This is a genomic window from Tenuifilum sp. 4138str, assembly GCF_041102575.1.
Classification (GTDB): domain Bacteria; phylum Bacteroidota; class Bacteroidia; order Bacteroidales; family Tenuifilaceae; genus Tenuifilum; species Tenuifilum osseticum.
In genome coordinates, this window is the sequence record NZ_JBGCUE010000016.1 from 15067 (window position 1) to 30274 (window position 15208).

Consider the following 15208-nt stretch of genomic DNA (forward strand, 5'->3'; position numbering starts at 1 on the left):
ATAATGAATGAGTTGTTTTTTTTTTAGATTGTATAAGGGCCTTGTTAACCTGTTCATTTGTAACATTTGTGTTCTATCTACAACTCCAGCTGATTTTTCACCAATGTATAGTAAGCACCTTTACTGGCAGTTAGCTCCTTATGAGTTCCAACCTCTACCACATTGCCTTTTTCCAGTACTATAATTTGATCAGCATTCTTCACAGTGCTCAGTCTATGTGCTACAACAACAGCCGTTCTGCCCTTAAAGAAATCCTGAAGGTTTTCCAGAATCATCCGCTCATTACTTGCATCTAACGAGTTGGTGGCCTCATCAAAGAAAATATATTTAGGATTCTTGTATACGGCTCGTGCAATCAGGATTCGCTGCTTTTGCCCTTGGCTTAAGCCATGACCTTCACCCCCAATCTTTGTATTGAAACCCAATGGAAGCGAAATTATAAAATCGTAAATATTGGCAATCTTAGCAGCTTTTACCAGCTGTTGCTTATCGATATTTTCCACACCTGGAGCAATATTTCGGGCAATTGTATCGGAAAAAATAAAACCATCCTGCATAACTACCCCACATTCCTCACGCCAGTGCCGAATGCTATATGTTTCAATACTATTTTGCCCAATCAAAATTTCACCTGAGGTTGGCGGATAAAATCCAAGAAGTAGTTTAACCAGAGTAGTTTTTCCACTTCCAGAAGTTCCCACAATGGCCGTTTGCTTACCAACAGGTATTTTTATGTTGATATTATTTAGCACAAGTTCACTATCGGGGCCCTCGTAACGGAACGAAAGATTCACCACGCTTAAGTCTGCATCGGAGGGGATATCGGCAATAAGATTATCTTCCAAATTCTCCTCATCGTTGCGGAGGTGGATTTCGCTTAAACGCTCAAGGCTGATTTTAGCATCTTGAAAAGCGTTGAAGAAGCCAATAAGCTGTTCAATAGGGCTGTTTAGCTGCCCTATAATGTACTGCACAGCCAACATCATACCCAAGGTCATACTGCCATCTACAACGCTTTTGGCAGCAATTATGGTTATTATGATATTTTTAGTTTCGTTTAGCAGAAAAGCCCCGCTTTGCTGGTACTGGCTTAAAGCCAAACCCTTTACGCTAACCCGGAAAAGTTTTGCCTGAATACTCTCCCATTCCCACCTTTTTTGTTGCTCGCAACCATTCAGCTTAATCTCCTGCATTCCCTGTATCAGCTGGATAACATTACTTTGGTTTGCCGACATCTGCGCAAACCTGCGATTATCCAGCTCGGCTCTTTTCTTCAGGAACATAAGCACCCAAAGCGCATAAAGCGTACTCCCTATAAGAAACACAGTAAAAATCTTGTAGCTGTAAACCAGTAGAACAACACCAAAGATTATAACATTGACAAACGAAAATATGATGTTCAACGATGTTCCAGTAAGAAAGCTCTCAATCCTCTTATGGTCGCCAATGCGCTGCATTAAATCGCCTGTCATTTTGGTGTCGAAAAAGCGCATTGGTAGGCGCATGAGCTTAGCCAAAAAATCGGAGATTAGCGATACGTTTACCCTTGTTCCCAGATGCAGGAGTATCCATCCCCTAACAAACTCAACCGAAACGCGGCTAAGCGTTAATACCAGCTGTGCTATAAGCACTAAGTATATAAAGCCGATATTCCTGTTGCCAATACCCTGATCAACTATGCTTTGAGTCAGAAAAGGCAAAAGTAACTGAAGTAAGCTCCCCAGTAACAGCCCTAGGAATAGCTGTACAATTAACCTATGGTAAGGCTGTAAGTACTTAAACAGGTAGCCAAGGCGGCGTTTATTCAGCTTTTCATCGGCATTTGAGTAAAAATCAGGAGTAGGCTCTAAAAGCAAAGCTACACCCTGTTTTTCACCCCCTTCGTTTGTGGATAGCCAGCAGTTCAAAAACTCGTTTACGGGATACTTAATTAAACCAGCTGCGGGGTCGGAAACATGCACAACCTCCTGTCCCTTTTTACCTGTAATTTTATAAACCACCACAAAGTGGTTCTGGTTCCAGTGCACAATGGCTGGTAGCGGAGCCTCATTTTTTAGCTGCTCAAAACCAATCTTAACGCCCATGGTACGGAAACCAATACTCTCTGCCGCACGGCTAATACCAAGCAGGCTTACTCCTTCGCGGGTAATATGGCTCCTGTCACGTAAGGTATCCAGTTTGTAATGTTTGCCATAGTACTTTGCAACCATGCGTAGGCATGTTGGGCCGCAATCCATGGCATCGTATTGGGTGTAATGGGGGAATGAATGCATTTTTATAGATTTGAAAGGCTAAAAAATTACAATAATCATTGATCCAAATTAGAATGCACAAACCAAACCTACTTAACGTTCTGATCCTCAATAAGACTTTCCTTAACTGTACGTTTAACTTTTTTCCCCTTATTAAAAAAATAGCTAAAACGCAACGCCAATGCAAATGAATGGTGTTTAGTTGTTGTGTACTCCGTAAAGGAATTATCCCAGTATTTCTCGGTCTCCTTTAATCTAAAAAAAGGTTCAATGGCCATTATCGTTATATGACCATTTCCTCCTAAAAGGCTTTTCCGTAAAAATATTCTATCTATATAGGGATTTTCCTTATAATACCCTGATGCTTCGTATTCTCTTGTAGTTAGGGTAGTCTCAATACCAGCAAGTAAGTCGTATGGCAATTCAATGTCTAAGCCTAGGTACATTTCTCCAACCCAACCATTGTACTTACTATTAGGATACATAACATAGTATGCACTACCATCAATAGAGATATCAAGTGCATCGAATAGATACAGCGACGACTCTACTGATCCACCCCAACTTTTTGACCATGTAAGATTTTGCCATTTGCTAATCAATTCCCCGTCATTAAGAGCGTAAACCAGTTCGTGCTTATCATCGGAATGTGTATAAAATGCAGAGCATGTTATACTTAAATCGCTATCATTCCAATTGGCACTATGGCTCAATTTTACAACACCATTTTTTACTGGTTTAAGGTTAGGGTTTCCTGCTGTGGCCGAAAGCGAATCGTCAGAATGGTAGGTAAAGGGAATTAGCATAAGGTAATGCGGGTATGTCAACCATTGATTGTACGATAGAGTCACAGTTTGCTCTTTGCTAAATTTATATCCCAGTGAAACGTACGGAAGGTAAAACCATTTTTGCTTTACAATGTTACCATCCGAAATATCAATTTTCTGATGCTCGGCCCCCATGCCTAACTTAAGCAAAAAATAATTGCCCTGATAATTTGCATTAGCAAACAAAGTGCTTTTGGCCTCAGCATAATCAACCCAACTCCTATCATCCATACTTGTAAAGGTGTTATCGATTTGCCTCCGGTTGTATTGTACTCCACATCTTAGCTGCCATTTGATGGCAATAGGTTGTGAATACACTAATTTAGATGTTAGAGTATAGAAATCGGTTTTGGTATTTTCCTTTCGTGGTTGAGTAAAACTACCATATACATTCTCCAGTTGAGAGTTCGAATAAAGGTTGTTTCGATCTCTGCTAAACCACATAAAATCGCTATTCAACTCCAGCTCATGGCTAGGTTTATTAAACTCTTTTTTCAGGAATAAGTTATAGTTCTGCTGCACTGCATCGTAGAGTACTTCACTTTTTGTTTGATAATTAATTGACTTGCCCTTGCCACTTAGCGTATTGTTATCCGATGCACTTTCATGAAAACTTATAGGTTTATAGTTGGCAGTAACACTTATCAAGACTTTTTGCCCCAATAAAATATCGGCGCCACACTGCAGTTGATGCTTTTCGGAAGTAAATCGGCCATTGTTAGAAATCGATTTAAGGCTGATACCCCCCCCCTCATCCCAATCCAGCCTACTACTAGAAACCTGAATATCATTTTCCTCTAGGAATCCCAATTGATAACCCGCAAACAACTTCACATTTTTGAATACATACCCAATCTGAAATCCACTATTATTAACGGGATTAAAGCAACTATACTCAGCATTAGCAGATAGCGATAAGCCATAAGTAGGCTGCCCCTTTAGCACAATATTAATAACACTAGTGGTTTCGCTACCAAACTCCGCACTAGGATTAGTAATTAACTCAATCCGTTCAATATCCTTAGGATTTATAGCATTTATATTTCTTCCACTACTTGCGCCATTCACAAGAACCAACACGTTTGTACTACCAGAAACCTTAATTTGCATATCCTTGCCCCTTACGCTAATTCCAGGTATTTTCGAAAGTAAATCGAAACTAGTTGAAGCAGATTTAACAACTCTGGCATCAGGAACAAATAAAGTTCTATCCACCAAAGTATGTAATCCTAAACCATTTCGCACTATAGCAACGGCCTCTAACTGTAAAGTATCAACAGTTAATGTAACATTTCCAAATTCTGCATCATTCGATAAATCAACACTTTTTGAAAAAGACATAAACCCCACATACGAAACTCTTACTACACAATTTCTAAACGGTATTGAATCAATAGTAAACCGTCCCGCCATATCAGTAATAGCACCTAGTAATAAGGAACTATCATTATCCGAATTAACACAAATAGTTGCATAGGGTATTGGATTCTTATTGGTATCAAACACCATACCTGTAAGGCTATAGTATTGCTGAGCATAAAGGAAATTCTCAGCAAAAAGAAATAAAAAGAAAAAACAAGTTTTCAAACGATTCATAAATTATTTACATTATAATCACAAAAGTTAAAACAATTATATTTAAGTTCATACTCAGTAATAGATGGACATAAAATATTAAATGCACAATCCTTACATGGTTCAACTTGTTTTCTAGTAAGAAACCAAGGGCTATTATCATAAAAAAAAGAATTATAAATAATAGTTTCAATTTTATCATTCTTCAAATTTCCAACATAAAAATTAGGCGTTATGTAACAACTTAAGTCATTTGATATTATTAACTTCCCTTTATAATTAACATTAAATATTGATTTTTTTATAACATCACTAATGCTTTGTTTTGTTGCTAAAAGTTCATGTCTATGAAAAAATAGAGTATTCTTTACAAAAGCGAGGTCATTACCAATGAATCTAAAACTAAATTGACTTATATTATATTTAATAGCTAAATTATTAAAATAGTTGTATTGCTCAATATTCTCAATATGAAATACATAATTATAAATCTTATTTAACACTCCTTCATCTATAGATTTTAAAAATTCTTCGTTTTTATTCGAAAAATACAAGTTACACTTTATAAGAAAATTATTTTTAATGAATAAATTCAAAATTGATCTAAAATTAGGAATTAAGTTTAAATCAACAGTAATAGATTTAAACTTAATTTTATTGGATAACATAACAATCAAATCACAATAAAATTTGCTATCCAGATTAAACTCAGATAGTATAATATTTAATCCCTTTAAAAAAGCAAGTTTCTCAACTTCGCTAATTAATATATTTAGATTATCATAATTTATTGAAAAATTATTATCTATAACAACATCTACATATCTAACTGATTTTAATAGTGTAATATTATTAACTAACCCTTCTTGAAATTTATTCTTGTAAATAGAGTACAAATCTTTATTTAAATATAAATTCGGAGAAAAAATAAAAGGTGAAGACAAAGAATCAGGGCTATAAATAATATCTCCGAAAAAACCATTCCTTAAAGAATTAACAAATTTAGAGAGTATCTCATTAAATTGATTTTCATGCAAAATAGTAACATTTGTTCCATTTTCAGTTATTTGTTTGCATAAACCAAATATAAAATCATCATTAAATAATAAAGATTTCCCTGTAATAGTATTGTATATTAATACCTCACTTTTTACTTCTGAAAATCCAATGCAACAATATGGTTCTATGTATAAGTAAATCTTATTACAATTATTCAAATTCATCATATAAAAATAAATTATAAAATATATCAGTCAATAATTCTTTATGACTAAGACTATCTTCAATTTTTTGAATACAATCTTTATAGAATTTAGTTCCTCCTGAATAGTTTTTAAATTCATCACAAATCACTTTTTTAGTATTCTCGAAAGGGGAAGCTCTATAAATACAAAAATCACAATTAAAAAAATTATAACACACTTGACAATACATATTCAATTTCTCGGTAAATCGATTAAATTCAGTTAAAATATTATCATAATCAATATTTACAGTTTGATCACAAACTCTTCCTATAGGAAGAGTATCTATTTCAGTACAACGATGAATTGTGCCATCTGCTCTTAAGAATGGTTCATTCTTAAATGGAATGCAAGAACATAAAATTCTCATATATGGGACATTCTTATCTTCAATACAATTGGAATTTTTATAATAAATACCAATATTATTTTTAATAAATCTATTTAAAAAATATGCATTAATAGATGATAAATGATTATCATAATCGTTATGTTTATTTTCAAATGCTTTAAATAAATTCTTGTAAAAAAAATCTTTATTATATTCATTCAATCCAAATTCAGAAAGTATAGAAACACCAGGAATTTTATTATATCTGTTTTTAAAAAAAGAATAAATTGATTCGATACTACTTTTTTTATGATAAACTGACTGAAAAACAAGATTATGCCCAAAATAATTAGGATACTTATTTTTCAAATAATCAATATTGCTTACTACAATATTATAAGACTCTTTCCCGTTTTTGAATTTTCTATAGATATTATGGTTTTTGTCTCCATCTAAACTTATTGTTATTTTAAATTTGTTTTTAATCAAAAAATCAATATTTTGTTTAAGCAAGGTACCATTTGTAGTTATTTTATATTTGAATGCAATAGAAGAATACTTATCCTCTATGTAAGTTATAATTTTTTTAATTAAATCTATTTCCAATAAGGGCTCTCCTCCATAAAAGCCAATTGTTAAATTATTTCTTTTATATTGTTTATAATTGAATGAAAGAATAAAATCAATAAAAGTAATAGCAGTTTCAAATGACAATGATCTTCGATCTGATATATTATTATAATACTTTCCATTGATACAGTACGTACAATTAAGATTACATTTCTGAGTTACTTCTAATACGATATTTTCACATTGTGCAATTTCTTCGAAGACGATCTCTTTGGTAATATCTGGATTTTTTAGTATATTAAAATCTACAGATTCTGAAATTACACCATTGTCAACAAAGAAATTATATTTAACTAAAGCGTATTCAATATCTTCAACAGTCTCTACATCAAACACGCTAACACTCAATCCATTTTGCTTTTCTAGAAGTTCTTTTTTTGCAACATTAATGCCATAAGTAATGATCTTATATAATGTAGGCGTTATTAGAAAATAAGTTCTTTTTCGAAAACTATACAAATAATAATTATTACTATTTGTTTTAAAACAAATTATTTTTCGTTTCATATTATTAAAAAGAACTTGCATAATAAAATGCAAGTTCCCACTTAAAGATTATTCAACAACTTCTTCGAGATGTATATTTTTTCTATTCGATGCTTTATTTGAAGCATCTCCACAACCAACACAAGTGTCTTTACATTTAACTCTCGCATCTTCTAATTCTACCCCACCTCGGATTTCTAACAATTGTTCTCTTTGGATTTCTGATTGTCAGAATTCAATCAAGTTAAATTTTTCTTTCATAAACTAAAATATTTATCTACTCATAGGGAATATCCCAGGCTTTTCGGTTACCGCCCACCAATCCACCCAGCGCTGTTTTTTTAAATGGATTAGTTAATACAAAGTAAACTAGTAGGTCGGAATCCACACTTCCGCTTTGAAATTAAAAATATGTTTTATAACATATTTATAGGGAGGCTTTACTATTACTATCAGCATTGCTTTTTGGCTCGTGCTCAATAAAGCATAGCGTCAGCTTACCCGGACGGGAGTACCTCCAGGTTCGGAGTTCATGGTCGTACTCCAGGGGCACATTAATGATTGCTAGCTGCTCAAAGTAGCACCTTTCCGTACGCTCGCTAACCCCCAGCTTACTGGCTATTTCCGCTGCAGTTCCTGTATTACCGCTACGTAAAAGGAAATCGAGATACTCTAAACGGTGTTTTGTTTCAACATTGTTAATACATTTTGAATAAATATAAAACTGATAACGTCAACTGTGAGATATTTATTGTATAAAAAAAATGTATTTACAGTTTAATTCTACCACTCCTTATTACCTACTTTTACCCATAGTCCAACCAACAGTAAATAAATACTCACGGGGGTGTAAATAGTACAACGTTCTTACTGCTTCACTTTCGGAACTATAAATCTGCAGGTATCTTTTTGAATTGAATAGATTCCTAATTTTAAATTCAAAAGTAAGACGACTCTTTGAGGGATTGTACTTATAGAAAAAATTTGAAATTAGGGCACTATTGCGCTCAAGATTTTTGGTCTTACTATTATAAAAATTTGCTTCTAAACCTAATATGTGTTTTGCCTTTATTAAAAAATATATATCAAGTTCATTGTTATAATCAACAGTTTCATTTCTTAAATTTCCATAATAGGCTCTACTTTTTATAACTTCACTTGAACATCTTAAATTAAAAAAAGAGCTAAAGTTTAGAAACATAGAAGGCGTTAATGAAAGGGTATTAACCCTAAAAACTTGTTGCATGTCATTTACTAAAATTGGAATATTAGTAAAAGAGTATATTGTTTCAACCTTCAATGTGGTTTTAATAGCGTTAATAAACCAGCTTAAACTACTATTAAACGATTGGTTATTGCCAATTAAACTTTGGTTAACTAGACTATTTATTATATATCCACTTGGGTATATTACATGATTGTTTATAGCATTTTTATGCTGTTTTGAGTAATCCCAACTTAACGAACCAAAAAGTCCAGCCGAAGGCATTCGAAATGTTGCATGAAAATTGTAATAAAATGTATTGTTTAAAGCAAAATCAATATAGCTAACATTCAAATTTCTATAACTAGGAATAGTATATCCCCGAAGCATTTCAATAGGTTCGCTAGTACTTTGTTTGAATCCCACATAAGAATAAAACGTAATTGTTTTAAATAAGTTAAATTTTACAGAAATAAATGGGTTTACTGTAACAAAATTTTTATCGATTTTAAGATTATGATAATGATCATTCGCATTGATTTTAGAGAATAAAACTGGAATTTTGAGAATGAACCTCACCTTTTTTAATGTATAATTTATTTCTTCCTGCAATTTTACACTAGAGTTCTGCCAATCCAGGTTGTTTATTAATGAATCAATGTCTACTATTTTTCCTTTATCAATCATTGAAGTATTATGTATAAAATTCTTGTAATTATATGATATATTAGATGCTAATAGCCAATTGCCTATTGGCAATGTAAAAGAAATAGAATTTTGGGTATTAAAGGTGCGATTGGATATTTTTTGTATTAAGCTATCACCAAAGTTATCTAAAAAACTTCCTGTTGAACGCATAAATAATTCCTGTGGAGAATAGTTATAATCAACAACCGATCCCATCTGTATAAAATATTTTTGAATGGGGATAACTAACTCAAACTGATTTGTTAATGTTTGGTGAAAAGGAGTTGCAGTAATATCCTGTAAAAAGTTAGTATTTGATATGCTACTTTCATTTTCATCCCAAAACCCACCGTAATTTATTTTATTCTTAAAATATGCCGATTTACTATTTTTAGTTATTGTTATATTTCCAATGAAACTGCTACCTAATAATGAATTAGTTTGATTCTCATCAATAGTAAATATGGAATCTGTTAAAAAGTAACTTCTGGAAACGAGTTTTTTTACATCAATCCTATTTTTTAGATACGAAGCATTTATTTTAATATCAACTTCTTTAGAGAATTTTACTATTTGGTTATATGTCATTAAATTAGTGTTATTATCAGTAAAAACAGCTTTTTTTACATTGGGAAAGGAAATGTTTGGGGTTGATACATAGGTATCCTTTATTGTATAAAGTCCATCAACTTCTCCATTATTGATTGTTATTGACTGGTGCTGATCGAACATACTATTCCCCAGATTATTATTTTGCCACGATAAAATTATTTGCTGCCTTTTTTGAAAAGCCATTGGAGTAGTATTCACATCCCACATTATAGGTTTCTGACCAATTGTTCCTTTAGCCACACCTGTAAGAGCTACATTATTTTTCAACTTTATATTTAATGCTGTTTCATCGGTGGGTATTGCAGTACCAACTGCTTTTATTGGCTGATGATTTAACAACACCTCAACGGATGCTACGCTGGTTTGAGGCAAATTTTTATTTGCTAGAGAATAATTTCCTTCCAACAAATCCATACCCTCAATATAGTATTTCCTTATTTCCTTTCCCTGGTATGAAATTTTCCCATTTTCATCTACTTTAAAACCAGGCATCTTATCAATAACATCGCCAATCGAAAAATCGTTTTCCGTTGCAAAAGATGAAACTAAATAGCTAATTGTATCGCCTTTAACTCTAATTGGCGAACTTGCTACCTTAACCTCATCAATGTTATTAATTTTTGGATATAATGTTATAAAGAGTTTATGGTTCGAATTTGAAATTAGTAAAGCTGTATCCTTGATCTGAAGAGACCTAAAGAATAGTAAAACAGAATCCGATTTACTGTCAATTTTCAAAACAAAAACACCGTTTTCGTCTGAGTAGCAGTATGAAAGAATTTTACTTGTGTTATCTTTAGGATGTACAGTAATAGAAATATCACTAACAAAAACTCCGTCGGAAGACTTTACTTTCCCCTCAATTGTGTTTTGTGCAAAGGTTAAAGTGCAAGTAAAAAATATTGCAACTAAAAAGCCAACTTTATACATATTAACTAATAAAGTTCAATAAAATTGTTTCTTCGCTGAACTCTCATAACTGCTTTGTACTTCATTGCATCATCCGAAAACGTTACGTTATCAAGCATCCTAATCAGTTCTGCTTTACTTGCTTCAAGCGCTTTTACAAATCCTTTTGCATCGGTCGTAATAAAATCTTTATCCACAAAATAGATTGGTTTCTTTACATTTTTCATTGAAACAAGTTTGAAAACATGTTCTTTTTTTGAATCATGTAAAAAAACAATTAGCCCAGGTAATCCATAGAATTTATAAGGTCCATCGTTAATTGGAATAGCTAATGTAAACCATGCAATATAGTTTCTCCCAGCAAATTGGGTTTTAGCCTTAATGCAAGACAGTCCGCTTATAATCGTATCCGAATTATCATCAATTTCCCAGTTAAACTTGATTTTTTCGTTTACTAAGAAATTCCCTTCAATACTCATATCGGTTCCTGTAAATAACGTGGTTCCTTTTTCAGGGTAGTTCTTATAAACATAGTAATTGCAATACGCAGGAACTGGCGAGCCGCTTACCTGAGGTAGTAATTTTGAAAAAGCCACATCGGAAGGCTCGTTTGCGTATAGCATAAATAAAGAATCCGCATACATTGCACTTGTACTATAGAATTTCGAACATTGAGAACCAACCTCTAAAACCATTTGATGCGATTTCACAGAATTAGGATTTCCGTGCTCCTCGTAAAATGTATATTCATAATAAAATTTCCTTTGGGACACATCAATCTGCTTATACTTTTGTGCGAATAGCAATTGGGAAAAAACTAAAAAAATAAAAATATTAATTAAATATCTCATGGTTTGTAATTATTTAATGCATAGTTATAAATTTAATTTAAAGGGGTAATGGATATAACATTACCCCCTTTTCATTACTGGCAAACAATATCAGCTATTGCTAATACCTTGCCTACAATTTCAGTTGTTGTTCTTCCACAGATGGTTCCATTAAAAGAACCTGCATCACACTGAATAGAATACTTTACACAAGCAACCTCTTGTTCAACTGCTGGTGAAGAACTACTAAGTCCCAAGGATAACAAAGTAATTAGTAATAACGGTTTAACAATTTTCATAGTAATGTTAAATTTATTCCTACTCATAGGGAATGCCCCAGGCTTTTCGGTTTCCGCCCACCAATCCACCCAGCGCTGTTTTTTTAAATGGATTAGTTAATACAAAGTAAACTAGTAGGTCGGCAGCTACACTTCCGCCTTGAAAGTAAATATATGTTTTATAACATGTTTATGGGGGGGGTAGGATGGCTTTGCTATTACTATCGGTATGGCTTTTGGGCTCTTGTTCAATAAAGCATAGCGTCAGCTTACCCGGACGGGAGTACCTCCAGGTTCGGAGTTCATGGTCGTACTCCAGGGGCACATTAATGATTGCTAGCTGCTCAAAGTAGCACCTTACCGTACGCTCGCTAACCCCCAGCTTACTGGCTATTTCCGCTGCAGTTCCTGCCTTACCGCTTCGTAAAAGGAAATCGAGATACTCTAAACGGTGTTTTGTTTCAATAATATTCATAACCCTTTTAATATGATATTATTAAAAGTAACGATATTTGTGAAAAATATTTTGTATCTTAAATAAATGTGTTAAAGAAAAATTTAATACTTATACAAAAATAATAGAATACTTATTACAATGTGGTTTAGCCATGAAAATTTTCATGTTGGTTACCAAAAAATCGGATAAGATTGAGCCGAAACAGCTCATTGCTCTTTTCTCTTCAATCCTTTGAAGAGTTCCCTCGACTTTGCTTGGGATGACAAAACCATACTTTTTCTACTCCCTTGTCATGCAGAGCTTGTCGAAGCATCTATATCCTCCTTTATTACTTTTTTTAATGAGATTCCTCGACTAGCTCGGAATGACAACACCATTGGCTCCTTCGCTCACTTTGTCATGCTGAGCTAGCCGAAGCATCTCTATCTCCCTTCATCCCCTTTTGATTGGTTTTCTGGCAATCGCTCTTTGCCGTGCTTTCCTATTGCGATGCAACGCTTCAGTCTTGCTTTTTGGCTTATGCATTGCGTGCATCGCCATACTAGCGGGGGTAGCACTTTGGTTACAAATATTACGCCCCTACGGGGCTTGAGACGTTGTTCGCTATTCGTGAATCAATGTTCGAGAATATCACGTCACACGCTCTGTGTAACACCGTGTTACATTGTGTAACTCTGTGATACTTACTGTTGCTCGTTGTTCGTGAAACTATTGTCATGTTGAGCTAAGCGAAACGTCTCATGGGGTCGATTAGATATCCTTCGCTGCGCTCTTGATGACAGTGTTAGCTTATAGTTGATGATGTTAATAGTTCCATGATGAACTTTAGCGAGATATTTCATTGCTAACTATTGGAAGATCTTTAGGCAAGTACAAGAAAATCATGGATAGCCTAAACACGTGCAGCATTCTGTTTTTTGCTGTTAACGTATGCCCAAACCAAACGGGTTCCCCAGGTGCGGTAGGGTGCCCATCGCTCTGATATTTGCAATAAATCGTGCCGAAGCCTTTTCCCATCGCTTTTCAGATGGTAAAGCTCAGCCATTCCCTGGCGAATGGCAAGATCGTCAACGGGGAAAACGTCGTTTCGGCCTAGGGAGAAGATGAGGAGCATCTGGGCAGTCCACACCCCAACGCCCTTAACCTGTGTTAGCAGCTTAATTACCTCGTCGTCGGGCAGCCGTTGGATGGAGTCAACAGCTAAATCGTGGTTCATTGCAAACTCCGCCATAGCTTTCAGGTAAATGGTTTTTGCACCCGACAGGCCAACCTTTCGGAGCTCCAAGTCATCGAACTTTAGGAGATGATTTGGATTCGGGTATCTGTCAGGAAACAAATCCAGAAAGCGATTAAAAATTGTGGTCGCCACCCTGCCCGATAGCTGCTGGCTAATAATGTTCTCCAGCATATCAATGTAGATATCGTTGGTAACAGGCAGGGGTTTAACTTCAAGCGTATCGGCCAGTTGGGCAATTACACTGTCACGCTTTAGGATATCGACTATGGCTTTGTTCATTGCTATCTTTCAAAAAAAAGAATTGCAAAGTAGGTTGATATTTTTATAACTTTGCTAAGATAAAACATTTCCGATGATACACGAACTTGGACAGCAGAACTCTATTCTTAACCAGTTTATTGCAGAGTTAAGAGATGTAAATGTTCAGAATGATTTTATGCGTTTCCGCCGCAATCTTGAACGATGCGGCGAAATTTTTGCCTACGAGCTTAGCAAGGTATTGAGCTACCAAACCGTACAGGTGCAAACACCGCTTGGAACAGCCGATGTTTCAGTTCCAAACAATAATGTTGTATTGGCCACCATACTACGTGCTGGCTTACCCCTACATCAGGGAATGTTAAACTATTTCGACAAGGCGCAGAACGCCTTTATTTCGGCCTACCGGAAATACGACAAGGATGGCACCTTCCGCATTCAGTTCGAGTATATTTCGTGTCCCAGTATCGAGGGCAAGACCCTGGTACTTATCGACCCCATGTTGGCTACTGGGGCATCGATGCTACTGGCATACAAGGCCTTGCTTGAACACGGTAAACCGCTGCATACGCATATTGTGGCAGTAATTGGTTCAAAGGAAGGGGTAAACTATATGAAACGCAACCTCTCGCCCAGCGAGGCAACCATTTGGGTTGGTGCCATTGACGATGAGCTCACGGTGAAATCGTACATTGTTCCAGGCCTTGGCGATGCCGGCGACCTGGCTTACGGAAAGAAGGATTAGGGGTTGGTTTTTGGTGTTTGTATGTATTTTATTTTCAAAACAGGGAAAATTTAATCATTTTAAGCTATTAATTATGAATACTCTTCATTAACCAGCATGTTTGCAATGAGACTAAAAGTCATGGTAATCGTTTCGATGTTGTTCGGCACATCCTGCAAATCGCAGGATTTGCAGACAGTACCAGCGCTCGACCTCCAACGCTACGCCGGTACATGGTATGAGATTGCAAGGCTGCCCAATAGCTTTGAAAAGGGGTTGGAGTGCATAACAGCTACCTACACCCTTCGTCCCGATGGGCGGGTTACCGTTGAAAACAAGGGGGTAAGAGCCGATGGCAGCGTGAGCAGCATTAAAGGAGTGGCTTGGGTTTCCCGTGAGGATGAGCCTGCTAAGCTAAAAGTAAGGTTCTTTTGGCCATTTGCTGGCAAATACTGGGTGGTTTACATTGATAACGATTACCGCTATGCGCTTGTGGGGGAGCCAAAGCGAAAGTATTTCTGGATTCTATCGCGTACGCCACAAATAGATTCAACAACCTATGTGCAACTAGTTGATATAGCCAGCCAAAAAGGATTCGATACCCAAAGGCTGATTACAGTAAATCAAAAATGCCCCGAATAGGGGCATTTTTAGTTGTTACGTTAAA

The 15208-nt window shown here is 35.1% G+C and carries 11 protein-coding genes; 2 read left to right on the top strand and 9 right to left on the bottom strand.

Annotated features, from left to right (window positions below; translation table 11 throughout):
• Window positions 1-77: 77 nt before the first annotated feature.
• From AB6811_RS13000 to AB6811_RS13040, 9 genes are all read right to left on the bottom strand, one after another.
• Window positions 78-2273 carry a peptidase domain-containing ABC transporter gene (locus tag AB6811_RS13000; protein ID WP_369490990.1) on the bottom strand — a complete coding sequence of 732 codons (2196 nt, stop codon included), beginning with the start codon at window positions 2271-2273 and terminating at the stop codon, window positions 78-80.
• A gap of 68 nt (window positions 2274-2341) precedes the next feature.
• Window positions 2342-4675: a TonB-dependent receptor plug domain-containing protein gene (locus tag AB6811_RS13005; RefSeq protein WP_369490992.1), complete on the bottom strand. Its 2334-nt coding sequence runs from the start codon at window positions 4673-4675 to the stop codon at window positions 2342-2344.
• Window positions 4672-5880 (bottom strand): hypothetical protein, encoded by a 1209-nt coding sequence (locus AB6811_RS13010; protein ID WP_288021563.1) that lies wholly within the window; start codon window positions 5878-5880, stop codon window positions 4672-4674. Before AB6811_RS13010 ends, AB6811_RS13005 begins: the two co-directional genes overlap by 4 nt.
• Window positions 5864-7366 (bottom strand): radical SAM protein, encoded by a 1503-nt coding sequence (locus tag AB6811_RS13015; RefSeq protein ID WP_369490995.1) that lies wholly within the window; start codon window positions 7364-7366, stop codon window positions 5864-5866. The genes AB6811_RS13010 and AB6811_RS13015 overlap by 17 nt, the downstream gene beginning before the upstream one ends.
• A 775-nt stretch (window positions 7367-8141) precedes the next feature.
• Window positions 8142-10778 (bottom strand): hypothetical protein, encoded by a 2637-nt coding sequence (locus AB6811_RS13020; RefSeq protein ID WP_369490998.1) that lies wholly within the window; start codon window positions 10776-10778, stop codon window positions 8142-8144.
• 5 nt (window positions 10779-10783) lie between these two features.
• Entirely contained in the window at window positions 10784-11608 is an 825-nt protein-coding gene (locus AB6811_RS13025; RefSeq protein WP_369491001.1) for a GLPGLI family protein, read from the bottom strand.
• A 74-nt stretch (window positions 11609-11682) separates the two neighbouring features.
• Window positions 11683-11886 (bottom strand): hypothetical protein, encoded by a 204-nt coding sequence (locus AB6811_RS13030; RefSeq protein ID WP_369491003.1) that lies wholly within the window; start codon window positions 11884-11886, stop codon window positions 11683-11685.
• Window positions 11887-12055: 169 nt separating this feature from the next.
• Window positions 12056-12340, bottom strand: a complete 285-nt coding sequence (locus AB6811_RS13035) for an HTH domain-containing protein (RefSeq protein WP_369491005.1) — start codon at window positions 12338-12340, stop codon at window positions 12056-12058.
• Between the two features lie 874 nt (window positions 12341-13214).
• Complete coding sequence (locus AB6811_RS13040; protein ID WP_369491007.1) at window positions 13215-13838, bottom strand: DNA-3-methyladenine glycosylase family protein; 624 nt, start codon at window positions 13836-13838, stop codon at window positions 13215-13217.
• Window positions 13839-13911: 73 nt separating this feature from the next.
• Between AB6811_RS13040 and upp the strand changes: the two genes are divergently transcribed.
• Together upp and AB6811_RS13050 are read left to right on the top strand one after the other, a co-directional pair.
• Window positions 13912-14562 (top strand): uracil phosphoribosyltransferase, encoded by a 651-nt coding sequence (gene upp / locus AB6811_RS13045; RefSeq protein ID WP_369491009.1) that lies wholly within the window; start codon window positions 13912-13914, stop codon window positions 14560-14562.
• A 105-nt stretch (window positions 14563-14667) separates the two neighbouring features.
• Window positions 14668-15183, top strand: a complete 516-nt coding sequence (locus AB6811_RS13050; RefSeq protein WP_369491011.1) for a lipocalin family protein — start codon at window positions 14668-14670, stop codon at window positions 15181-15183.
• Window positions 15184-15208 lie beyond the last annotated feature (25 nt).